Raw genomic sequence first — 23575 nt, 5'->3', positions numbered from 1 at the left:
GCTTGATCTATCAAGCCCCGCCGGCGATTGAGGCGATCTTTCCAGCCCCTGCGGCGATTGAGCAGCGGGGTCCGGGGCAGAGCCCCGCAACCGCGAGCACGGCTCCCGCAAACAAGACCCCGCCACCCCGGATGTGATCGGATGGAACGGCACACGTACACCACCAACCCGGGAAAGGACCCCCCGTGGCAACGACCCGCTCCGCCCACACCGTGTGGGAAGGCACCCTCTTCGAGGGCACCGGCACCGTCACCTTCGACTCGTCCGGCATCGGTCAGCAGCCGGTCTCCTGGCCGTCCCGCGCCGAGGAGGCGAACGGCAAGACCAGCCCGGAAGAGCTGATCGCCGCCGCGCACTCCTCGTGCTTCTCCATGGCACTCTCCAACGGCCTGTCCGGCGCCGGCACCCCGCCCACCAAGCTGGTCACCTCCGCGGACGTCACGTTCCAGCCGGGCGAGGGCATCACCGGCATCCACCTCACCGTCGAGGGCACCGTCCCCGGCCTCGACGAGCAGGGCTTCCAGGCGGCCGCGGAGGACGCCAAGAAGAACTGCCCCGTGAGCCAGGCCCTCACCGGCACGACGATCACCCTCGCCGCCAAGCTCGACGGCTGAGCGTCCACCGCGCTCTTGACGTAGGCCCGCTCACGCCCTGTGCTGGATCCGGACGTGAGCGGGCCTTCGCGGAGAATGCGGAAATGGGGACGCGTCATGGGGCGTGCGGTAGGTATCGATCTCGGTACGACGAACTCGGTGGTGGCCGTGCTCGAGGGCGGTGAACCCACCGTCATCGCCAACGCGGAGGGCGCGCGCACCACGCCCTCGATCGTCGCCTTCGCCAGGTCGTCGAGCGCCGAGGTGCTCGTCGGCGAGGTCGCCAAGCGGCAGGCCGTGACGAACGTCGAGCGCACCGCGCGCTCCGTCAAACGGCATATGGGGGAGGGGAGTTGGCGCTTTCCCGACACCGGTGACATCGACGGTCACCGCTACAGCGCCCAGGAGCTCGCCGCCCGCGTCCTGCAGAAACTCAAGCGCGACGCCGAGTCGTACCTCGGCGAGGACGTCGCCGAGGCCGTCGTCACCGTGCCCGCGTACTTCGACGACGCGCAGCGCCAGGCCACGAAGGAGGCCGGCGAGATCGCGGGCCTGAAGGTGCTGCGCATCGTCAACGAGCCGACCGCCGCCGCGCTCGCGTACGGACTCGACAAGGGCGACGAGCAGACGGTCCTCGTCTTCGACCTGGGCGGCGGCACCTTCGATGTCTCGCTCCTGGAGATGGGCGAGGGTGTCATCGAGGTCAAGGCCACCAATGGTGACACCCAACTCGGCGGCGACGACTGGGATCAGCGGATCGTCGACCATCTCGCGCGGCAGTTCAAGAACGCCCACGGCATCGACCTCGCCGGCGACAAGATGGCCGTGCAGCGGTTGCGCGAGGGCGCCGAGAAGGCCAAGATCGAGCTGTCCTCGTCCAGCGAGACGAACATCAACCTGCCCTACATCACGGCCTCTGCCGCGGGCCCTCTGCACCTCGACGAGAAGCTGACGCGCGCTCAACTCCAGGAACTCACCGGGGACTTGCTCGACCGCTGCAAGAAGCCCTTCCATCAGGCCGTCAAGGACGCGGGCGTCGAGCTGAAGGACATCGACCACGTGATCCTGGTCGGCGGGTCCACGCGCATGCCCGCCGTCACCGAACTCGTCAAGGAACTCACAGGGAAGGACCCGCACAAGGGTGTCAACCCGGACGAGGTCGTCGCCGTCGGCGCCACGTACCAGGCCGGTGTGATCCGCGGCGACGTGAAGGACGTACTGCTGCTCGACGTCACCCCGCTCTCCCTCGGCATCGAGACCAAGGGCGGGGTTATGACGAAGCTGATCGAGCGCAACACCACCATTCCCACCCGCCGTTCGGAGAGCTTCACGACCGCCGCCGACAACCAGCCCTCCGTCGGCATCCAGGTCTTCCAGGGCGAGCGGGACATCGCCGCGTACAACAAGAAGCTGGGTGTCTTCGACCTCACCGGTCTGCCGCCCGCGCCGCGCGGTGTGCCGCAGATCGAGGTCACCTTCGACATCGACGCCAACGGGATCATGCACGTAGGTGCCAAGGACCTCGCCACGGGGCGCGAGCAGAAGATGACGGTGACCGGTGGCTCGGCGCTGCCGAAGGACGAGATCGACCGGATGATGCGGGAGGCCGAGGCGCACGCCGAGGAGGACCGCACGCGCCGTGAGGCGGCCGAGGTCCGCAACGAGGCGGAGCAGCTCGTGTACCAGACGGAGCGCTTCGTCCGGGACAACGAGGAGCGGGTCCCCGTCCAGACGCGGACCGAAGTGGAGGACTCTGTACGGGAGTTGAAGACCGTACTGGAGTCCAAGGAGCCGACCACGCAGGAGTTGCGCGAGGGGGCTCGCAAACTCGCCGAGGTGAGCCAGCGGATGGGTCAGGCGATGTATCAGGCGGCCGCGTCGTCCCAGGAGGACGCGCCGCCGACGCAGGGCCAGGACGCGCCCCCGGGGGACGACGTGGTCGACGCCGAGATCGTGGACGACGACAACAAGACCTGACCGCTCAACCCAGCGCGTCCCGCGCCTCGTTCAGGATCTCCAGCGTCCGCGCCGCCCCGGCCGCCTGGGCCACCAGGTGGTCGAGCACCTCCAGGTGCATGCCGACCTCGTCCCGCGCGTCCAGGTACAGGGCCCCGGTCACGTACTCGCTGTAGACCATGTCCGGCAGCTCCCTGACCGGAAACCGGAACAGGGTGAACGGGCCGAACGTGCCGGGGTGCGGCCCCGACGCGAACTCGGCGATCTGGAGCGTCACATGGGGACGTTCGGACACCTCGATGAGCCGGTCGAGCTGGCCGCGCAGCACATCGGGGCCGCCGGGCGGGCGCCGCAGCACCGTCTCGTCCATGACGACCCACAGGTGCGGCGAGTCCTCCCGGTCGAGCAGCGACTGGCGGGCCATGCGCAGGTCGATGTGCCGGTCGACCTCCTCGGGCCGGGAGCGGCCCACCGTGCCGGCGTGGAAGACGGCCCGCGCGTACGCCTCGGTCTGCAACAGGCCGGGCACGAAGTGCGGTTCGTAGGCGCGGATCATCGAGGCCGCGCCCTCCAGGCTGACGTACAGGCTGAACCAGTCGGGGAGCACGTCGTGGAACCGCTGCCACCAGCCCGGCAGGTTCGCGTCCTCGGCGAGCGCCACGAAGGCCTCGATCTCGCGCTCCGGCACCTCGTACAGCTCCAACAGCATCTGCACGTAGGGGATCTTGAGCGCGACCTCGGCGGTCTCCATCCTGCGGATCGTCGCGCTCGCCACGCGCAGCGGCCGGGCCGCCTCCTCGCGCTTGAGCCCGCGGGCCTCGCGCAGGTCACGCAGCCGACGACCGAGGACGACCTGACCCACGGTGGGCGCGGGCCGACGTTCACTCACCTTTGTACGTCTCCCCAGGGCCTAGGAGCCGGTGCGCTCCCACCCCCGACGCTCCGGTCGTGCGCCGAGGCGCCGCGGGTCGCGGCTGCGGTAAACGACGTACGGGCGGAACAGGTACTGCACCGGCGCGCTGAACATATGCACGAGCCGGGTGAACGGTACCAGTGCGATCAGTAGCATGCCCACTACTGCGTGAATCTGATAGAGAACGGGCACTCCGTCCATCAGCGCCACGTCCGGGCTCAGCGTGAACAGGCTGCGCGACCACGGGCCGATGGTCTGCCGGTAGTCGTAGCCGGTGCCGCTGGAATGCGTGAGCTTGGCGACCATGCCGAGGACGAGCGCCCCGAGCAGGAACACGTACATCACCTTGTCGTTGCGCGTCGTGGCGCGAAGGACCGGGGCCCTGGTGCGTCGCCGGTAGACCAGCATCGCGATGCCGGCCAGCGCGAGCACACCCGCGAACGTGCCGCCGATCAGCGAGAACATGTGGTAGGTGTGCTCGCTGACGCCGACCTTCTCCGTCCACGACTCCGGGATGAACAGGCCGACGAGATGTCCCACCAGCACGAAGAGGATGCCGTAGTGGAACATCGGTGACGCGATGTTGAGCAGCTTCGACTCGTAGACCTGCGACGAGCGCGTCGTCCAGCCGAACTTGTCGTAGCGGTAGCGCCAGATCGTTCCCGCGATCAGCAGGACGAACGCTACGTAGGGCAGGCCGCCCCAGATCGCCGTATTCACCGGGCGTGCTCCGTCTCGAGGAGGGGAAGGCGGGCGAAGGGTTCGAGTCCGACGTCCTCTTGGGGCGGCCCCGACCGTGCCAGGGCCTGTGCCTCGGCCCGGTCCTTGGGGGAGGCCCCGGGCAGGGCGGCGCACACCGCGTTGAGGACAGTGGCGTACGGGGTGCCGTGGTCGGTGAGGGCGAACCGCAGCAGTTCGAGGCCCGCACGGTTCTCCTCCAGCAGGAACGTGCCCTCCTGCGCGGAGAATTCGAGGACGGCGGGCAGGAAGTCCGGGAGTTCCTCGCCGGTGAACTCCATGCCGTGCTCCCGGTAGACCTCCTTCATCCGCACCAGGGACATGCCGCGCCGCCGGGTGTCACCGTCGCGCCACCACGTCAGGTACAGGCTGTGCCGGTTCTTGAAGTCGAAGACCTGGACGTAGTGGGCGGCCAGGTCCTGCATCGGCGTGGCCTCGGCGTGCTCGACGAAGGGGGCGAGCGGCGGGGCCGCCGCACGGATCAGCGGCAGCCGCTGGTAGAACTCCTCGTCCGGGTACGTGAGGCAGAGCGCGGACGCCTGAAGGAGCAGGGAGGTGCGGTCGGTCATGGTGTCTCCTCCTTGGCGATGCTGTCTGGACTGTGGGTGCTGTCCGTACTGTCGGCGGTCTGCCGTTCCTTGCTGAGCTGGAAGTTCTCGACGGAGACGACGGGCAGCAGCTTGCGGCCGTCGGCGACGGTCGTCCCGGAGTCGCCGCCGAAGGGGCCCTCGCCGCCCATGCCGGGCCCGCCCTCGTGGTCGAGCGAGCAGGTGTCCGACGGCAGCGCCGACTCCTCGAGGCGCTCCGCGTCACCGACCGCGGCCGTCGGGATCACGTACCGGTCCTCGTACTTGGCGATGGCGAGCAGCCGGTACATCTCCTCGATCTCCACCGGCGACATGCCGACGGAGTCGGCGATCGAACTGTCCGGCAGGTCACCGAGGTTGATGGCCCGCATGTGCGAGCGCATCGCGGCCAGCTTCTCCAGCGAGGCACGCACCGGCTTGGTGTCGCCCGCCGTGAAGATCTCCGCCAGGTATTCGAGCGGGATGCGGAGTGTGTCGATCGCGCCGAACAGGTTCGCGTGGTCCTCGCCGTCGTGCCCGGTCTCGGTGAGCGCGTCGACGACGGGGGAGAGCGGCGGGATGTACCAGACCATCGGCATCGTCCGGTACTCCGGGTGCAGCGGCAGCGCCACCTTGTACTTGCTGATGAGCGCGTGCACGGGCGAGCGCCGCGCGGCCTCCATCCAGTCGTACGGGATGCCCGCCTCCTCGGCGGCCCGCTGCACGGCCGGGTCCTCGGGGTCGAGGAAGATGCCCAACTGCTCTTCGTACAGGTCGTGTTCGTTGGGCGATGAGGCGGCCTCCGTCACCTTGTCGGCGTCGTAGAGGATCACACCGAGGTAGCGGAGCCGGCCCACGCAGGTCTCGGAGCAGACCGTCGGCAGGCCCACCTCGAGGCGCGGATAGCAGAGCGTGCACTTCTCGGCCTTGCCGGTCCGGTGGTTGAAGTACACCTTCTTGTACGGGCAGCCGGTGACACACATCCGCCAGCCGCGGCACGAGTCCTGGTCGACGAGGACGATGCCGTCCTCCACCCGCTTGTACATCGCGCCGGAGGGGCAGGACGAGACGCACGACGGGTTGAGGCAGTGCTCGCAGATCCGCGGCAGATAGAACATGAAGGTCTGCTCGAACTGGAACTTGACCTTCTCCGCGGCCTGTTCGCGGGTCTTCTCCACCATCGGGTCGAGATCGCCGTGCTCGGTCGCGCCGCCCAGGTTGTCGTCCCAGTTGGAGGACCATTCGATCTTCATCGGCTTGCCGCTGATGAGGGAGCGGGGCTCGGCGACGGGGTAGTCGTCGCCGAGCGGGGCGTCGGTGAGGTTCTTGTAGTCGTACGTCCAGGGCTCGTAGTAGTCCTTGATCTCCGGGAGCTTGGGGTTGGAGAAGATCCCGGCGAGCTTCTTGAACCGGCCGCCGGCCTTGAGCCTGAGCGCGCCCTTCTTGTTCAGCTCCCAGCCGCCGCGCCACTTCTCCTGGTCCTCGTAGCGGCGCGGGTAGCCCTGACCGGGGCGGGTCTCGACGTTGTTGAACCAGACGTACTCCATGCCGTTGCGGTTGGTCCACGCCTGCTTGCAGGTGACCGAGCAGGTGTGGCAGCCGATGCACTTGTCGAGGTTCATGACCATCGCGACCTGAGCCATGATGCGCATCAGTACTGGACCTCCTGGGAGCGGCGGCGGATGACCGTGACCTCGTCACGCTGGTTGCCCGTCGGGCCGAGGTAGTTGAACGCCCAGCTCAACTGCGCGTAGCCGCCGATGAGATGGGACGGCTTGAGGATCAGCCGGGTGAGCGAGTTGTGGATGCCGCCGCGCTTGCCGGTCGTCTCCGCCTTGGGCACGTTCACGGTCCGCTCCTGCGCGTGGTGCATGTAGACCGTGCCCGCCGGCATCCGGTGCGAGACGATCGCGCGGGCGACGACGACGCCGTTGCGGTTCACGGCCTCGATCCAGTCGTTGTCCTTGACGCCGATCGACTCGGCGTCCTGCGGGGCCATCCAGATGGACTGGCCGCCGCGGGACAGCGCCAGCATGAACAGGTTGTCCTGGTACTCGGAGTGGATGGACCACTTGTTGTGCGGAGTGAGGTAACGGACCGTCACCTCCTTCTCGCCGTCCGGTCCGAGCCGTGGCTCGCCGAACAGCCGGTTCATGTCGAGCGGCGGCCGGTAGATCGGCATCGCCTCACCCAGCTCGTGCATCCAGTCGTGGTCGATGAAGAAGTGCTGACGTCCCGTCAAGGTGTGCCATGGCTTGAGGTGTTCGGTGTTGAGCGTGAACGCCGTGTAGCGGCGCCCGCCGGACTCGCTGCCCGACCACTCCGGCGAGGTGATCACCGGGACGGGCGCGGCCTGCGTGTCCGCGTACGTGACGCGCTTGCCCTCGTGCTCGGCGGACAGGTGCGCCATCTCCTGGCCCGTACGGGCCTCAAGGGTGTGGAAGCCCTGCGTGGCGAGGCGGCCGTTGGTGGTGCCGGACAGCGCGAGAATGGTGTTCGCCGCCTTGACCGCCGTGTCGAGGGCGGGGCGGCCGTCGGCGGGGCCACCGCGTACCGTGCCGTTGCTCGCGCGCAGCTCCGTGACCTCCTGGTCGGGCTTGAGCACGATGCCCTTCGCGGGCAGGCCGAGTTGCTCGACGAGCGGGCCGAGCGCGGTGAACTTGGCGCCGATCGCCGTGTAGTCGCGCTCGACCACGGTGAGGTTCGGCAGCGTCCTGCCGGGCACCGGCTCGCACTCGCCCTTGCGCCAGTCCAGTACGACGCCGCCGGGCTGCGCGATCTCCCCCGGCGTGTCGTGCTGAAGCGGTGTCGCGACCAAGTCCTTGCGTACGCCCAGGTGTCGGGCGGACAGTTCGCTGAGCTTGTGGGCGAGCGACTTGAACGTGTCGAAGTCGCTGCGCGCCTGCCACGGCGGGTCCACGGCGGGCGTGAACGAGTGCACGTAGGGGTGCATGTCCGTCGAGGCGATGTCGTGCTTCTCGTACCAGGTCGCGGCGGGCAGCACCACGTCCGAGAGCAGTGTCGAGGAGGTCTGCCGGAAGTCGAGCGAGGTGAGCAGGTCGATCTTGCCCTCGGGGGCCTCGTCGTGCCAGGTCACCGTCGTGGGGCGCTCCTCGGGGGAGGCCTCCTCGGCCCGCAGTGAGGAGTGCGTGCCCAGCAGGTGCTTGGTGAAGTACTCGGCGCCCTTCGCGGACGAGCCCAGCAGGTTCGCCCGCCACAGCGTCATCACGCGCGGCCAGTTCTCCGGCGCGTCCGGGTCCTCGCACGCGAACTTCAGCGAACCCGCCTTGAGTTCGGAGACCGTGTCCTCCACGGACTGCTCACCGAGCGCGAGCGAACTGCGGTCGAACGTCGGATACGACGGCATCCAGCCCGAACGCGCCGACAGGGCCAGTGCGTCGGCGCCCGTCATGCCCTCGAAGGCGCCCTTCCCGAGCGGCGACGCGAGCACATCCGCGCTGAACCGGTCGTAGCGCCACTGGTCGGTGTTGAGGAAGAAGAACCCAGTACCGATCATCTGCCGCGGCGGCCGCGACCAGTCGTTGGCGGAGGCCAGCGACGCCCAGCCGGTGACCGGACGGCACTTCTCCTGGCCCACGTAGTGCGCCCACCCGCCACCGTTCCTGCCCTGGCAGCCCGTGAGTTGCAGCAGCGACAGAAAGCCCCGGTAGGTGGTCTCGGAGTGGAACCAGTGGTTCGTGCCCGCGCCCATGAGGATCATGCAGCGCCCGCGCGACTTCTCGGCGGTCTGCGCGAACTCCCGTGCAATCTTTACGCACTTGGCGGCCGGTACGGAGGTGTGGATCTCCTGCCAGGCCGGGGTGCCGGGCGTCTGAGTGTCGTCGTACGAGGTGGGCCACTGGCCCGGAAGGCCCTCGCGCCCGACGCCGTACTGCGCGAGCAGCAGGTCGAACACGGTGGTGACCAGCGGCCCTTCCTGCCCGCCGAGCCGCGTCGCCGGCACCCCGCGCCGCACGACCTCGCCGCGGCCCTGCCCGTGCGTGCCGCCGTCGGTGTCGAAGCGGGGGAGCAGCACCTCCACGCCGCTCGCCACATCCGAACCGTGCAGGCTCAACTTCGGCTGGATATTGCCCAGTTCGAGGTTCCACTTGCCCTTGCCCGACTCGGTCCAGCGAAAGCCGAGCGAACCGTTCGGGACGACCGGCTGACCCGTCGCCTCGTCGAGCACGGCCGTCTTCCACTCGGCGCCCTCGCCGCCCTGGCCGAGGTCGGTGGCGCGCAGGAACTTCGACGGCACGTACCCGCCGTCCCGCTCCTCCAGCGTCACCAGGAACGGCAGGTCGGTGAACTTCTTCACGTAGTCCGTGAAGAACGGCGTCTGCCGGTCGACGAAGAACTCCTTGAGGACCACATGCCCCATGGCGAGCGCGAGCGCGCCGTCGGTCCCCGGGTGCGGGTGCAGCCACTCGTCGGCGAACTTCGCATTGTCCGCGTAGTCGGGCGCGACGACCACGACCTTCTGGCCCCGGTACCGGGCCTCGGCCATCCAGTGCGCGTCGGGAGTGCGGGTCACCGGCACATTGGAGCCCCACATCATCAGATACGCGGCGTCCCACCAGTCACCCGACTCCGGGACGTCCGTCTGGTCGCCGAACACCTGCGGAGAGGCCACTGGCAGGTCCGCGTACCAGTCGTAGAACGACAGCATCGGGGCGCCGATCAGCGAGTGGAACCTGGCCCCTGCCGCGTGCGACACCATCGACATCGCGGGAATGGGGGAGAAGCCGGCGATCCGGTCGGGCCCGTACGTCTTGATGGTGTGCACGTGCGCCGCCGCGATGATCTCCACGGCCTCGTCCCAGGTGGCCCGGATCAGACCGCCCTTGCCGCGGGCCTGCTGGTACCTGCGGCGCCGCTCCGGGTCGGCCTGAATGTCGGCCCACGCCAGCACCGGATCGTGAAGCCGCGCCTTCGCCTCCCGGTACATCTCCACGAGCACGCCCCGGATGTACGGGTAGCGCACACGGGTCGGCGAGTACGTGTACCAGGAGAACGCGGCGCCGCGTGGGCAGCCGCGTGGCTCGTACTCGGGCCGGTCGGGACCCACGCTCGGATAGTCCGTCTGCTGGGTCTCCCAGGTGATGATGCCGTCCTTGACATACACCTTCCACCGGCACGAGCCGGTGCAGTTCACGCCGTGGGTGGAGTTCACGACCTTGTCGTGACTCCAGCGGTCCCGATAGAAGACGTCACCGTCCCGGCCGCCCTTGATCTGCACACTGTGCAGGTCGGGCGCCGCCGTCCCGCGCCGGAAGAACCGTCCCGCGCGCAGCAGCGCGGCGTCCGGCTCGGTCGGGGTGCGCGTCGTGTCCGTCACCGTTAGCTCCCTCGATATCCCGTTCTGGGAACGCTAATGGCGATATGTCAGCCCCACACCTCGACCGCATCCGTACGAGTAGGCGGCGTGGGGGCCCGGCCATTACCCCGGACGTAATCGACCCGCCACCCGGACGCGGGCAGGGTGGTGCCACCGACCCGCTCACGGAGGGTGACCCCCATGTCCGCCACCACGCTCACCACCACACCGGCCGAGCAGGCCCGCACCACCTGGCTGCGCCGCCTGCTCGCCGCCGACGCGCTCGGCACCGGCCTCAACGGCCTCGCCTACGTCGCCGCCGCCGGGCCGATCGGCCGCTTCCTCGGCATCGATCCGGGGCTGCTGCTCGGACTCGGCGCCGGCCTCGTCCTGTACGCCGCCGCGGTCGGGGCGCTCGCCGCGCGCAGCAGCCCGCCCGCGCTCGGCGTGCGCACCGTGATCGAGGTCAACCTCGCCTGGACGGTGCTCAGCTTCGTCGCCCTGTTCGCCTGGCTGGACCCGAGCACGGCCGGGCTGTTCTACGGGTCGTTGCAGGCCGTGGTGGTGGCCGCGTTCGCGGCGCTCCAGTACGCCGCGCTGCGCGGTCAGCCCAGCGACGACCGGAGGTAGGCGGCCGTCGCCGGGTCGGCCGGGAGCAGCGTCTCCACGGCCAGCTCGGCGACAGTCACGTCCAGCGGCGTGTTGAACGTCGAGATCGACGACACGAACGACAGCACATGCCCCTCGTGCTCGATCACCATTGGCAGCGCGAAGTACGGCAGAAGGGGCGCGACGGGTTCGTCCCCGGCCGCGTCCGGCGGCAGCGGATACGCCGCCACCTCCTCGTACAGCTCCCGCAGCGGCTCCGACCTGGTCAGCGCGATCTGCTGCTCCATCTGCGCCAGCAGATGCCCCCGCCACTCGCGCAGATTCCTGATCCGCGGCGCGAGGCCCTCCGGGTGCAGGGTGAGGCGCATCGCGTTCAGCGGCTCCGTGAGCAGGTGCTCGGGCGCCGAGGACATCAGCAGGGCGATGCCGCCGTTCGCCGCGATCACGTTGAACGTCGCGTCGACGATGAACGCCGGATACGGCTCGTAGCCGCGCAGCAGCGTGTCGAGTCCCTCGCGCAGCATGCCGAGCGAGGGGTCGTCCAGCGGGGTCTCCTTGAACCGCGGGGCGTAACCCGCTGCCAGGAGAAGGCTGTTGCGCTCCCGCATCGGTACGTCGAGGTGCTCGGCGAGCCGCAGGACGAAGCCCTCGCTGGGCCGCGACCGGCCCGTCTCCACGAAACTGATGTGCCGCGCCGACGACTCCGCCCGCAACGCGAGCTCCAACTGGCTGACCCGGCGCCGCTCCCGCCAGCCGCGCAGCAGGGCACCCACTTCTGACGTCATGAGGAGACCGTAACCGGATCCGGTGGCACGCTGGAGGCATGCCTACTGAACCGCTCTCCCAGAAGGACATCGAAGACCGCCTCGCCGAGCTGCCGGGCTGGTCCGTGGAAGACGGCGCGCTCACGCGCACGTACCGCCTGGGCTCGCACTTCGCGGCGACGGCGCTGGTCGTGCACATCGCGCAGACCCAGGAGGACCTGAACCACCACTCGAACCTGACCCTCGGCTACAACACGGTGACCCTCGCGGTGACCACCCACGACGCGGCCGGGGCACTGACGGCGAAGGACTTCGCGCTGGCGGAACGGGTGGAGAAGCTGGCAGCGGTGCACACCGATTAAACCCCTCCGATGTTTGAGGAGCGGGGTCCGGGGCGGAGCCCCGGTTTCGGGAAGGGGCGGGGTGGGGGCCTCTCTTGGGCTACAGTCCCCGCGTGCTGGACTACGACGAGGAAGCGAAGCGGTACGACGCCACCCGCGGCGGTGAGCCGCGCGCGCAGGCAGCCGCCGAAGCCGTGCTCGGACTCTTGCCAGAGGCCGCCCGCACGCTCCTCGACCTCGCCTGCGGCACCGGAATCGTCACCCGGCAGATGAGTAGGACCGGCCTGCGCCCGATCGGTGTCGACCGCGCCGCCGGCATGCTGAGGGCCGCCGCCCCCCGCCTGTCCGGCGCGGCGTTCCAGGCGGATGCCCGCCAACTGCCCAGCGCGGACGGCACGTTCGACGCGGTCACCGCCGTCTGGCTGTTGCACCTGCTCGACGACGCGGCACCCGTCGTCGCCGAGGCCGCCCGCGTGCTCCGCCCCGGCGGCGTGTTCGTGACCACGGTCGACAAGGCCGCGGCACACCTCGTCGGCAGCGACATCTGCGCTCTCGTCGCCCCCCACGCCGGCCGCCGCCCGCCCAGCGACGCCACCGCGCGCATCACGCAGCTCGCAGCCGGGCACGGCCTGCGCCCGAGCGGCGCCGCCACCTTCACCGGCCACGGCCAGGGCCGGGTGCCGGCGAAGCTCGCCCGGGAGGTGCGGGCCGGGCGGATGTACGCGAAGGGCGGCGAGGACCTGGCGGCACGCCTGGAGGCACTGCCGGACCCGCAGACGGCACGGCCGGCCCCGGTCTACACCCTGCTGGCGTTCTCGGTCTGAACCGGTGCCAGAGCAGGCCCGTCCCGCCGTGTGAACTCCATGACCCAGTTCGTCAGCCACCTCCTCCCCCCCGTCGACGGAGAACGCCTGCTCCCAGCGCGCGCCCGTCGCGCTGATCCCGGACCACGTGAAGCGGACCCGCACGTCACGGCCGTCGTGTGTGTCGTCCCCGTGGAACAGGCCGACGCCGTCCGCGAAGCTGCCGGTCACGGGCGGGGAGAGGCGGCCGGTGCGGTCGGTGGACCAGTTCAGGGACCACGTTCGGGTCGCCGGGTCGAACAGGCGGAGCGTGAGTCCGGTCCAGCCCTGTGCGGGCACCGGCATCTCGTCGATGTTCGCGGCGCCGCCGAACAGGCTCCAGCAGTGGTTCCTCGCGGTGAACTCCTCCCAGTCGCTGTCCGGGTCGAGGAAGTCGGCACGGCGGCGGTGGGCGACGTCCCACTCGCCGAAGAGGAAGTCGAAGTCGTGCGCGGTCGTCGTCACCGGTCGCGGTCTCCCGTCGTGCCGGCGGGCAAGGTGTCGCGGACGTACGCGTCCAGGTCGGGGCGTTCCGGCGCCAGCAGGTGCCGTACCCACGCGTCCCGTTCGTGCAGGAGAGGTGGCAATTCCCATACACAGCCGATCAGTTGCCGGTCCGGCAGGACGAAGTGGGTCGGGTCGCGGTCCGGGCAGCCGAGCGCCGGCTGGCCCGCCGCGGCGCCCCGGAAGTGCAAGGCGTTGTCCCACGCCCAGCTGTACGCGTTGAGGTACGCGCCGTCGTCGCCGCCGCGGTGCAGGACGACGAATGCGGCGGGCGGCGTGCCGTCCGGCTCCGGCAGCAGCTCGGGCAGGATCGCGTACGCCGCCTCCGCGACCTCGGGCGCGATGCCCTTCGGGTCGGCTGTCACGTGGTAGCGCTTGATGCGGCGGCCCGCCACCTCCACGGGCGGCGGCACGGTCAGGTACTTCTCCTCGAAAGCCATGCCGGGACGGTAGGACCGCTTCCCTGACATCCTGTGTCAGTGAAGTGCTCATGAAGTCCAGCCGCCTCGTCTCGATCCTGCTTCTGCTGCAGACCCGAGGCCTGATGACCGCCGACCGACTCGCCGCCGAACTGGAGGTGTCCGTCCGCACCGTCTACCGGGACGTGGAGGCGCTGCACGCCGCCGGAATCCCGCTCTACGCGGACTCCGGGCACGCGGGTGGCTACCGTCTCGTCGACGGATACCGCACCCGGCTCACCGGGCTGACCGCCGGTGAGGCGGAGGCGCTGTTCCTCGCCGGGGTACCGGGGCCGGCCGCCGACCTCGGGCTCGGGCCCGTACTCGCCGCCGCCCAGTTGAAAGTGCGGGCCGCGCTCCCCGCCGAACTCCGCCCGTACGCCGACCGGATCAGCGCCCGCTTCCATCTCGACGCGCCGGGCTGGTACGCGGAGGACGACGGCACCGCCGAGGCGTTGCCCGCGGTGGCGGAGGCGGTGTGGAACCGGCGCGCGCTGCACGTCACATACCGGCGCTGGCGGGAACCGACCGACGTGGAAAGGCGGTTGGAGCCGTACGGGCTCGTGCTCAAGGCCGGCCGCTGGTACGTCGTGGCGTCGGCCGGGGCGGGCGGCCCGCGCGTCTACCGCGTCGACCAGATCCTCGAACTCCGCACGACGGGCGAGGAGTTCGCTGCGCCCGAGGGGTTCGACCTGGCCGCGTTCTGGGCCGCGTACCAGACGGACTTCCACCGGCGCCTGCACACCGCCGAAGCCGTCGTGCGCCTCGATCCCGGCGCGGCCGACCGGCTCACAGGGGCCGCAGCGCGTGCGGTGCGCGCCACCGGCCGCACCGAGGCCGACGGCAGGCTGAGCGCCCGGCTGCCCATCGAGTCTGTCGGCCACGCGCACGACGAGTTCCTGCGCCTCGGCGCGGACATCGAGGTGCTGGAACCGGCCGAGCTGCGTGACCGGATCGCGGCGACGGCGCGGGCGCTCGCGCGCGTGTACGCGGGCACGGAGACCGGCAACCCATCTGCGGACGGCGGCAACTGACGGTTCGTAAGAAGACGTCAACCCATCCCCCCCCAGGAGCCCCGATGCCCCGCTCCCACCGCAGACGCCGCCGCCTTCTCCTCGCCGCCACAACCGCCGCCACCCTCGCCGGCGCCGCCCTGACGCTGCTGCCCGACGACAACGCCTCCGCCGCCACCGCCCGCCAGGCCGAGAAGCTGGACCGAGGCCTGGTCAGCGTGCACACCGACGCCGGGAACCTGGTCAGCTGGAGGTGGCTCGGCACCGACCCGGACGACGTGGCGTTCAACGTCTACCGCGCCGGTACGAAGGTCAACTCCGCACTGGTCACCGGCTCCACGAACTTCTTCCACGACGGCGCTCCCAGCTCCGCCGACTACACCGTGCGGGCCGTCGTGAACGGCACGGAGCAGGCCGATTCGGCGCACGCCATCCAGCTCCGCTCCGGCTACAAGGACGTACCGATCACCCCGCCGGCCGGCGGCACCACCCCCGACGGCGTCTCCTACACCTACGAGGCGAACGACGTGTCCGTCGGCGACCTCGACGGCGACGGCGTCCTCGAATTCGTCCTCAAGTGGCAGCCCACCAACGCCAAGGACAACTCGCAGTCCGGCTACACGGGCAACACGATCGTCGACGCGATGAAGCTCGACGGCACCCGGATGTGGCGCGTCGACCTCGGCAGGAACATCCGCTCGGGCGCCCACTACACCCAGTTCCAGGTGTACGACTACGACGGCGACGGCAAGGCCGAAGTCGCCATGAAGACGTCCGACGGCACGAAGGACGGCAAGGGGGCCGTCCTCGGCAACTCCTCGGCGGACCACCGCAATTCGAGCGGGTACGTGCTGTCCGGGCCCGAGTGCCTGACCATGTTCGACGGGCAGTCCGGCGCCGCCATGGGCAGCGTCGACTACGTGCCCGCGCGCGGCACGGTGTCCTCCTGGGGAGACTCGTACGGCAACAGGGTGGACCGCTTCCTCGCGGGCACCGCCTACCTCGACGGCGCCCGTCCCTCGCTCGTCATGGCGCGCGGCTACTACACGCGGAGCGTCATCGCGGCCTGGGACTGGCGGGACGGGAAGTTCACCCGCCGCTGGACCTTCGACACCGACTCGTCCACCAACTCCGGTAAGGGGTACGACGGTCAGGGCAACCACCAGCTGTCCGTCGCGGACGTCGACGGTGACGGCAAGGACGAGATCGTCTACGGCGCGATGGCGGTGGACGACAACGGGTCCGCGCTGTGGACGACGAAGAACGGCCACGGTGACGCCATGCACGTCGGCGACCTCGATCCCTCGCGGCCCGGCCTGGAGGAGTTCAAGGTCGACGAGGACAGTTCCAAGCCGTCCTCCTGGATGGCCGACGCCAAGACCGGTGGTGTCATCTGGAAGACAGGCACCAATGGTGACAACGGCCGTGGTGTGTCCGGTGACATCTGGTCCGGCAGCGCGGGCGCCGAGTCCTGGTCCTCGGCGGAGTCCGGCGTCCGTGACACCAAGGGCACGGTCGTGAACTCCCACAAGCCGTCCTCCACCAACTTCCTGTCCTGGTGGGACGGTGACACCACCCGCGAACTCCTCGACGGCACACACATCGACAAGTACGGCACGTCCTCAGACACCCGCCTCCTGACGGGCTCCGGCGTCCACTCCAACAACGGCACGAAGGCGACGCCCGCCCTCTCCGGTGACATCCTCGGCGACTGGCGCGAGGAAGTCGTCTGGCCGACCACCGACAACACGGCGCTGCGCGTCTACTCGACGCCTGTCCAGACCTCGACCCGCATCACGACGCTCCTCCACGACACGCAGTACCGCACGGCCCTGGCCTGGCAGAACACGGCCTACAACCAGCCTCCGCACCCGAGCTTCTTCATCGGCGACAAGATGCCGACGGCCCCGCGGCCCGCGGTGACGACACCCCGGCTGCCGTAGTCGGAACCGGCCGATATTGCCGACTCGGCAAGGTGGCTTGCCTGTCCGTATGTCGTCCGCGCACCCTGGGGGCGACGGACGACACACGGGCACGAAGGGCGGCGACACCCGACATGGCACACGGCCACCACCAGCACGAAGAGCACGGCGAGCAGCAGCACGGTCAGCGCGGCGAGCACGGTCACCACGACCACACGGACATCGACTGGGCCGACATGATCCCCATGCTGGAGCGCAACGCCTCCGTGTACGAGCCGCTCTACACGCAGGCCCTCTCCTGGCTCCGCGCGTCCCGGTCCGCCGGTACCGGCCTGATCGTCGACGCGGGCGCGGGCCCCGGGGCCGTCTCGCTGCACCTCGCCGAGGCCTTCCCCGAGGCCCGCGTCATCGCGGCCGACCCGGAGGAGAAGCTGCTCGCCCGCGCCACGGAGCGGTTCGCGCAGCAGGGGATCGCCGGGCGGACGGGCACGCTGCGGGTCGAACTCCCGGACAGCATCGACGAGTTGCCGTCCGCCGACCTCATCTGGGCCGCCCGCTCCCTGCACCACGTGGGCGACCAGCGGGCCGCGGTCGCCGCGCTCGCGGGGCGGCTCGCGCCCGGCGGTACCCTCGCGCTCGTCGAGGGCGGTCTGCCGCAGCGCTGCCTGCCGCGCGACTTCGGCCTCGGCAGGCCCGGCCTCCAGGCACGGGCCGACGCCATCGAGGAGGAGTGGTTCGGCGACATGCGGGCGAAGCTGCCCGGCGCCAAGCAGGACACGGAGAACTGGGCGGAGCTGCTGACCGACGCGGGACTGACGAACGCGGTCAGCCGCACGTTCCTGCTCGACCTGCCCGCACCGCTCTCGGGCGAGGCCCGCGAGACCGTCGTCGACCTGTGGAAGCGCCGCCTGGAGGTCTTCGCGGAGGCCCTCCCGGCCGAGGACATCGCGACGATGCAGCGCCTGATGGACCCGAAGGACTCGCAGAGCCTGTACCTGCGCGACGACGTCTTCCTGCTGACAGCGCACACCGTGCACACGGCGGTCAAGGCGGGCTGAGGAGCGTACGCGCACGAGAAGGGGGCCCGGCACACGTGCCGGGCCCCCTTCTCATGAGGTGTTACGCCACGTCGAACGTCGCCGGGTCCCCGCCCAGCCGCCGGTCCTCGTTGAGCGCGGAGATCGCGCCGAGGTCCTCGGTGTCGAGCTCGAAGCCGAACACGTCGATGTTCTCCTTGATCCGCGACGGCGTCACGGACTTCGGGATCACCACGTTGCCCAGCTCGATGTGCCAGCGCAGCACGACCTGCGCGGGTGTGCGGCCGTGCTTCTGCGCGATCGCGATGATGGCCGGGACCTCCAGGAGGCCCTTGCCCTGGCCGAGCGGCGACCAGGCCTCGGTCGCGATGCCCAGCTCCGCGTGCCGCTCGCGGGAGGCGCGCTGCTGGAGGTGCGGGTGCAGCTCGATCTGGTTGACGGCCGGGATCACGGAGGTCTCGGCGGTCAGCTTGTCCAGGTGCTCCGGCAGGAAGTTGGAGACGCCGATGGACTTGGCGCGCCCGTCCGCCTGGATCTTCTCGAAGGCCTTGTACGTCTCCACGGCGAGGCCCTTGGACGGCAGCGGCCAGTGGATCAGATACAGGTCGACGTAGTCGAGACCCAGCTTCTCCAGCGAGGTGTCGAAGGCGCGCAGCGTGGAGTCGTGGCCCTGGTCGGCGTTCCACAGCTTCGTCGTGACGAACAGCTCCTCGCGGGGCACACCGGACGCGGCGATGGCCTTGCCGGTGCCCTCCTCGTTGCCGTAGATCGCGGCGGTGTCGATGCTGCGGTACCCGGCCTCCAGCGCCGTCGTGACGGCGGTCTCGGCCTCGTCGTCCGGCACCTGCCACACGCCGAAGCCGAGCTGAGGCATCTCGACGCCGTTGTTCAGGATGATCGGGGGAACCTTGCTCACGAGGTGTCGATCCTTTTTCGTCCGGTGATGGGTGGCACTGCACATGCGGTACTCCCATGGTCAACGATCACGGGCGTACACGCATTCCTGTGGGTGACACCAGCATGACAGTCAGGTATGAGAGCTTCGCGCCGGGGGCTGTGTCCCCAGGTAGGCCTCGCGTACCCGCATGTCCGCCCGGATCACCTCCGGAGTCCCCTCGGCGAGCACCGAACCCAGATCGAGCACCACGACCCGTGAGCACAGCTCCATCACGAAGGCCACGTTGTGCTCGACGAGCAGCACCGCGCAGCCGTCCCCGGCCAGGCGTCGCACCGTCGTCGCCAGCAGCTCGCGCTCCTGCGCCGTCATGCCGGAGGCGGGCTCGTCGAGCAGCAGCACGCGCGGCCGGTCGGCGGCCGCCCGCGCCAGCTCCAGCATCCGGGCCCGGCCGACCGGCAGCGTCCCCGCGTACGTACCGGAGAGCTCGTCGAGGCCGCAGTCGCGCAGGAGGGCCCGCGCCCGCTCGTCGTCGGCCCCGCCGCGCCGCCACTCCTGCGCGACCAGCAGGTTGTCCGCGACCGTGAGCTGCCCGAACAGCTGCTGGCGCTGGAACGTGCGACGCATTCCGTGCCTGGCCCGCCAGACGGGGGAACGCCGTGTGACGTCCGCGCCGTCGAGCAGCACCCGGCCGGCGTCGGGCCCGTGGATCCCGGAGACGACGTCGAAGAACGTCGTCTTGCCCGCGCCGTTCGGCCCGATGAGCCCGCAGACCTCGCCGGGCGCGAGGCGCAGGCCCACCCCGTCGAGGGCCCGTACACCGCCGAAGCGCACACCGATGTTCTCGGCTTCGAGTACGTGACTCATGAGTGTTCGGCCTCCTTGGTCGCCGCGATCCCGAGGTACGCTTCCGTGAGCCGCTCGGCCTCGACCTTCTCGCGCGGCCCGCACCAGGTGACGCGGCCCTGCGCGAGGTACGCCACGGTGTCCGCGACGCCGAGGATCTCCGACGCCTTCTCCTCGACGAGCAGCAACCCCGTGCCCGCGTCGCGGAGTTCGGCGAGCAGCCGGTACACCTCGTCGGCTACGCGCGGCGCCAGGCCGAGCGAGGGCTCGTCGGCGATGAGGACGCGGGGCGGGCGGTGCAGCAGCGCGGCGAGCGCCAGGAGCTGCTGTTCGCCGCCGGAGAGCGAGCCCGCGGTGACGTCGCGCCGCGCCGCGAGCCCGGTGAACCGCTCGTAGACCGTCAACCGGTCGCTCTGCTGAGGTAGTTGGAGCGCCAGGTTCTCGTCGACGGTGAGGGACGGGAAGATGCCGCGGCCCTCCGGCGCGAGCACCACCCCGGCCCGCGCCCGGCGGACCGCGCCCTGTCGGCCCGCCGCGTCCCCGGCGACGTACACCTCGCCCTGGAGCGGTGTCATGAGGCCTGCCGCGACCTTGCACGTCGTCGATTTCCCGGCGCCGTTGGGGCCGAGGAGTGCCACGATCTCGCCGGGGCGGACCGTGAGGTCGACGCCCTGGAGGACGCGGGCGCCGTCGTATCCGGCCTGTACGCCCGCGAGTTGGAGCGCGGCATCGGGGTCGGGAGTCGGCGCGGGCACGTCGTGGACGACGTTCGCGGTGGCGGTCCTGCGGCGGTGGCGGCGGGCCGGGATCGCGGCGCAGTAGCCGTCCGGATCGTTGGCGAGCGCGAGGCCCGCGAGACCGAAGAGGATCACCGGGAGCTGCACCGACTCGGTCAGGTAGTCGCTGATCAGATGCGGTACGACGGCGAAGCTCAGCCCCGCCACCACCGCGAACTGCGGCCTCCGCACACCCGCCGCGACCACCACGGCGAGCCAGATGAGCCCGGTCATCGCCGTGAAGTCGGTCGCGGTGATACGGGTGTTGTACGACGCGTACATCACGCCGCCGAACCCGGCGAGCCCCGCCGAGATCGTGAACAGCAGCAGTTTCGTGCGGATCACCGAGATGCCGGACGCCATCGCCGCGGCCGGTGCCGAGCGCACCGCGAGCATGGCCCGGCCCGCCCGTGAACCGCGCAGCGCGCTCAACCCCGCCACGGCCGCCGTGCACAGCACGACCATGGCCACGCCCATCGCCCGGTCGTCGCCGAGGTCGAGCGGGCCCGCGACGGCGCGCGGGATCTCCCAGCCGGTGTCGCCGTTCCTCAACCAGCCGAGCTGGAACAGGACTTGGTCCGCCAGGAAGGCGAGCGCGAGCGTGGCGAGGGCCAGCGAGCGGCCACCGAGCCGCAGCGCGGGCAGTGCCACGAGCGCGCCGAGCAGCGCCGCGGCGCACGTCCCGGCGAGCGCCGCCCAGATGAACGGCACGCCGTGACTCATCAGCAGGCCCGCGACGAGCGCGGCGCCCGTCACGAACGCGGCCTGCGCAAGGGACACCATCGCGCCGAGGCCGGTGACGACGGTGAACGACAGGAACACGAGGGAGATCGCCAGCCCTTGGGCGAGGATCCCGCTCCAGAACGGCGTCGTCACCGTGTAGAAGGCGACGGCGAGCAGCACGGCCGCCGCCGCCCACGGCCCCCAGCGCCGCAGCCACGAACGCCCCGCGGACAAGTCCACCGGCGGCGCGTCGCTCGCCACCGTGCCCGCCGTGCGCTGCCGCCGCGTGAGCAGCAGCAGCCCGGCGAACAGGATCAGGAACGGCACCGCCGTACGGAACCCGGTGATCTTCTCCGCGAACGTGGCGTACCCCGCGACCAGGTTCTGCAGCACCCCGAGCCCGAGCCCGCCCGCGAAGGCCAGCGGGATCGACATGAAGCGGCCGAGCACGGCGGCAGTCGCCGACACGAACAGGAACAGTGTGAAGTCGTGCGAGGAGAGCCCGAGCAGGGGAGTGGCAAGGACGCCCGCGAGCCCCGCGAGCACCGAGGACAGCATCCACGCCACCGAGGAGAGCCGGTCGGAGCTGATCCCGCGCAGCTCGACGAGCGAACGGTTGTCGACGGACGCCCGCAACTTGAGCCCAAGTGCCGTATGACGCAGCAGAATCCACAACCCGAGCGCGACGACGGCGGTCGTCACCCACGTGATCAGCTGGTCCGAGTCGATCCCGACCCCGTCCATCAGCTGCCAGTTCTTCGCCGGACTCGGCCCGACACCCGGCAGCCCGAACTGATTCTCCGCCGGCTTCACCGGCGCGCCCGCGTCCTCCAACAACTCGACGATCCACAGGCCCAGCGCGGGCAGCGCGACGAGCAGCCCGATGGTCGCCACGATCTGCGCGGTCTCCCCGACCCGCGCCAGTTTCCGGAACATCATCCGGTCGAGCCCCCAGCCCAGCAGGGGAGCCACGACGAGGACGAGCAGCAGCGCCGTCGGCACGGCGGGCCAGCCGAAGCCGGAGTGCAGCTCGTAGAAGGCGAGCGCACACAGATAGGCGGTCGCGCCGTGCGCGAAGTTGAAGAGGCCGGAGGCCGAGTAGGAGAGCACGAGCCCCGTGGCGAGCAGCGCGTACAGCGCACCCGACACGAGCCCGCTCAGCACGAAGGCAAGCAGATCCGTCACGTGAACACCCGTCCCTGTAGGCCTACTTGAAGGGGATCGGCGGATAGCACTTGAACGAGGACGACACCCGGTACGCCCCGTCCTTCAGCTGCGCGAGCGCCCCGCAGCCGAACGACTCGGTGCGCCCGCGCGGCAGCGCCCGGTCACCGACGAGCGTCCCGGTGTCCGAGAAGCCGTTCGCCGCCTTCTGGAACGACTCGACCGTCAGGTTCTTCCCGGCCTTCTTCGCGATGGAGAGGAAGAGATCGGCGCTCATGTACCCCGTCATCATGTGCATGTTGAGGGGAATCTCCTTGCCCCCGGACGCCTTCTTGATGTCGGCCTTGAACTGCCTCATCCCGGGCGTGGACGCCTCGAACGGCTCGAAGGACAGCAGCACGTGCACCCCGTCGAGCGCCTGCTTCGTCGCCTTCTTGGCGAGGAGACCCGGGTCGTAGTCCGTCGGGTCGGTGAGCACGCCCTTGTACCCGGTGCGCTTGACGGCCGTGAACAGGCCAATGTTGTACGGCGTCTGCATCACGGAGACGACCACGTCCGGCGCCTTGCCGCCGTCGCTGCGCAGCAACTCCTTCGTGTAGGCCGACCAGTCGCTCGGCACGGCGGTCGCGGGGACCGTGGCCTTCGCGTAACTCACCTTGTAACCGGCCGACTTGAAGGACTGCTTGTACGTGCGGATGGCGAAGGTGCCGGCGTCGTTGTCGTTGGCGAGGATCGCGACGGTCTTGCCCTCCGCCCCGCCGGTGACCTTCTTCAGCCCCTCCGGCCAGGTCTGCGAGATGGTGCCGCCGGGCATCGGCACCATGCAGCCGCCGTAGCCGTAGATGTACGTCGGGCCGCAGAACGACGGGAGTGTGCCCCAGCCGAACGTCGGCACCTTCTGCTTCTGCAGGAAGTCCGCCCCGGAGAACGTCACCGAACTCATCGGCGAGATCGCGAACACCTTGTCCTGCTGGACGAGTTTGCGGGCCGCCGCGAGGTTCTTCGCGGGGTCCTGGCCGTCGTCCTCCGCGCCCAGGTAGTCGATCGTGCGGCCGTTCACGCCACCCTCGGCGTTGGCCCGGTCGAAGCGGGCCTGCGCGCCGAGGTCGGTGTCCTTCTTGCTGTAGCCGCTCGACGTCGTCATGGAGACGATGCCGCCCACCTTGATGCGGTCGTTGCTCACGCCGCGGACCGAACTCCCCTGGCCGCCAGCGGTGTTGTTGCCGCTTTTGGCGGTGGAGTTGCAGGCGGTGGCGAGCAGGAGCGCGGCCACGGTGGTGGTGATGGCGCGGATCGGTCGCGACACGGTCGGTCCCCCTCCGTCGGAGTGAGGGTGATTCTGTGGGGGACCTGATGAACCGTCAATAACCGGGACGCCTATATTTGACGACCCGTCAGCAGATCAAGCCCTCGTGCCGGTCGAGCCGTTCAAGCTCCGGGGCGGATGAGCCAATCAAGCCCCTCCGGCGATTGAGGAGCGGGGTCCGGGGCGGAGCCCCGTGAGCGCAACGCCGATGGGGCTGAGGTTGGGGGGGGGGGGCCCCGCCCCCCGGGGGGGGGGGGGCGGGGGGGGGGGGTTGTGTGTGGGGCGAGAAACA

19 protein-coding genes are annotated in these 23575 nt (G+C 70.2%); 8 read left to right on the top strand and 11 right to left on the bottom strand.

The features are described from left to right. Positions 1-185: 185 nt before the first annotated feature. Together ABT004_RS29615 and dnaK are read left to right on the top strand one after the other, a co-directional pair. Positions 186-614, top strand: coding sequence for an OsmC family protein (locus ABT004_RS29615; protein ID WP_351342780.1), 429 nt, complete (start codon positions 186-188; stop codon positions 612-614). Between the two features lie 96 nt (positions 615-710). Next, positions 711-2570 (top strand): molecular chaperone DnaK, encoded by a 1860-nt coding sequence (dnaK, locus tag ABT004_RS29610; RefSeq protein ID WP_351342778.1) that lies wholly within the window; start codon positions 711-713, stop codon positions 2568-2570. A 4-nt stretch (positions 2571-2574) separates the two neighbouring features. Here dnaK and ABT004_RS29605 read toward each other — a convergent pair whose 3' ends face one another. Genes ABT004_RS29605 through ABT004_RS29585 form a run of 5 tightly spaced genes read right to left on the bottom strand, consistent with a single transcriptional unit; the run spans position 2575 to position 10104 of the window. Continuing rightward, complete coding sequence (locus ABT004_RS29605) at positions 2575-3438, bottom strand: Sco1979 family transcriptional regulator (RefSeq protein WP_351342776.1); 864 nt, start codon at positions 3436-3438, stop codon at positions 2575-2577. 21 nt (positions 3439-3459) lie between these two features. After that, positions 3460-4182 carry a respiratory nitrate reductase subunit gamma gene (gene narI, locus ABT004_RS29600; protein ID WP_351342774.1) on the bottom strand — a complete coding sequence of 241 codons (723 nt, stop codon included), beginning with the start codon at positions 4180-4182 and terminating at the stop codon, positions 3460-3462. After that, positions 4179-4769 (bottom strand): nitrate reductase molybdenum cofactor assembly chaperone, encoded by a 591-nt coding sequence (narJ, locus tag ABT004_RS29595; RefSeq protein ID WP_351342772.1) that lies wholly within the window; start codon positions 4767-4769, stop codon positions 4179-4181. Before narJ ends, narI begins: the two co-directional genes overlap by 4 nt. Continuing rightward, on the bottom strand, positions 4766-6418 hold the full coding sequence (narH, locus tag ABT004_RS29590) for a nitrate reductase subunit beta (RefSeq protein ID WP_351342770.1): 1653 nt from the start codon (positions 6416-6418) through the stop codon (positions 4766-4768). The genes narJ and narH overlap by 4 nt, the downstream gene beginning before the upstream one ends. Next, positions 6418-10104 carry a nitrate reductase subunit alpha gene (locus ABT004_RS29585; RefSeq protein WP_351342768.1) on the bottom strand — a complete coding sequence of 1229 codons (3687 nt, stop codon included), beginning with the start codon at positions 10102-10104 and terminating at the stop codon, positions 6418-6420. Before ABT004_RS29585 ends, narH begins: the two co-directional genes overlap by 1 nt. Positions 10105-10284: 180 nt before the next feature. Between ABT004_RS29585 and ABT004_RS29580 the strand changes: the two genes are divergently transcribed. Continuing rightward, positions 10285-10713 (top strand): hypothetical protein, encoded by a 429-nt coding sequence (locus ABT004_RS29580; RefSeq protein ID WP_351342766.1) that lies wholly within the window; start codon positions 10285-10287, stop codon positions 10711-10713. Here the strand turns inward: ABT004_RS29580 and ABT004_RS29575 are convergent. Continuing rightward, a complete protein-coding gene (locus tag ABT004_RS29575) occupies positions 10689-11477 on the bottom strand; it encodes a helix-turn-helix domain-containing protein (RefSeq protein ID WP_351342764.1) in 789 nt (262 codons plus the stop codon). The two genes, ABT004_RS29580 and ABT004_RS29575, sit on opposite strands and share 25 nt — an antisense overlap. 38 nt (positions 11478-11515) lie before the next feature. Between ABT004_RS29575 and ABT004_RS29570 the strand changes: the two genes are divergently transcribed. Beyond that, on the top strand, positions 11516-11818 hold the full coding sequence (locus ABT004_RS29570; RefSeq protein WP_351342762.1) for a 4a-hydroxytetrahydrobiopterin dehydratase: 303 nt from the start codon (positions 11516-11518) through the stop codon (positions 11816-11818). A 92-nt stretch (positions 11819-11910) separates the two neighbouring features. Further along, positions 11911-12621 (top strand): class I SAM-dependent methyltransferase, encoded by a 711-nt coding sequence (locus ABT004_RS29565; RefSeq protein WP_351342761.1) that lies wholly within the window; start codon positions 11911-11913, stop codon positions 12619-12621. 479 nt (positions 12622-13100) lie between these two features. Here ABT004_RS29565 and ABT004_RS29560 read toward each other — a convergent pair whose 3' ends face one another. After that, a complete protein-coding gene (locus ABT004_RS29560) occupies positions 13101-13583 on the bottom strand; it encodes a hypothetical protein (protein WP_351342759.1) in 483 nt (160 codons plus the stop codon). Positions 13584-13633: 50 nt separating this feature from the next. On the opposite strand from ABT004_RS29560, the gene ABT004_RS29555 reads away from it, so the two are divergent. The 3 genes from ABT004_RS29555 to ABT004_RS29545 all read left to right on the top strand — a co-directional run bounded on the left by ABT004_RS29555 (position 13634) and on the right by ABT004_RS29545 (position 17594). Then, positions 13634-14635, top strand: a complete 1002-nt coding sequence (locus tag ABT004_RS29555; RefSeq protein WP_351342757.1) for a helix-turn-helix transcriptional regulator — start codon at positions 13634-13636, stop codon at positions 14633-14635. A gap of 44 nt (positions 14636-14679) precedes the next feature. Next, positions 14680-16557, top strand: coding sequence for a rhamnogalacturonan lyase (locus ABT004_RS29550; protein WP_351342755.1), 1878 nt, complete (start codon positions 14680-14682; stop codon positions 16555-16557). A gap of 113 nt (positions 16558-16670) precedes the next feature. Continuing rightward, the gene (locus ABT004_RS29545) at positions 16671-17594 is read left to right on the top strand and encodes a class I SAM-dependent methyltransferase (protein ID WP_351342754.1); all 924 of its coding nucleotides are present in this window, start codon (positions 16671-16673) and stop codon (positions 17592-17594) included. A 61-nt stretch (positions 17595-17655) separates the two neighbouring features. On the opposite strand, the gene ABT004_RS29540 is transcribed toward ABT004_RS29545, so the two are convergent. From ABT004_RS29540 to ABT004_RS29525, 4 genes are all read right to left on the bottom strand, one after another. Continuing rightward, a complete protein-coding gene (locus ABT004_RS29540) occupies positions 17656-18534 on the bottom strand; it encodes an aldo/keto reductase (protein ID WP_351342752.1) in 879 nt (292 codons plus the stop codon). Between the two features lie 66 nt (positions 18535-18600). Beyond that, positions 18601-19335 (bottom strand): ABC transporter ATP-binding protein, encoded by a 735-nt coding sequence (locus tag ABT004_RS29535; RefSeq protein ID WP_351342750.1) that lies wholly within the window; start codon positions 19333-19335, stop codon positions 18601-18603. Continuing rightward, positions 19332-21998, bottom strand: a complete 2667-nt coding sequence (locus ABT004_RS29530) for an ABC transporter permease subunit (protein ID WP_351342748.1) — start codon at positions 21996-21998, stop codon at positions 19332-19334. The genes ABT004_RS29535 and ABT004_RS29530 overlap by 4 nt, the downstream gene beginning before the upstream one ends. Before the next feature lie 22 nt (positions 21999-22020). Beyond that, complete coding sequence (locus tag ABT004_RS29525) at positions 22021-23283, bottom strand: ABC transporter substrate-binding protein (RefSeq protein ID WP_351342747.1); 1263 nt, start codon at positions 23281-23283, stop codon at positions 22021-22023. Positions 23284-23575 lie beyond the last annotated feature (292 nt).

The organism is Streptomyces sp. NPDC002790 (assembly GCF_040295505.1).
Lineage (GTDB): Bacteria > Actinomycetota > Actinomycetes > Streptomycetales > Streptomycetaceae > Streptomyces.
This window is presented reverse-complemented; position numbering and strand designations above follow the sequence as displayed.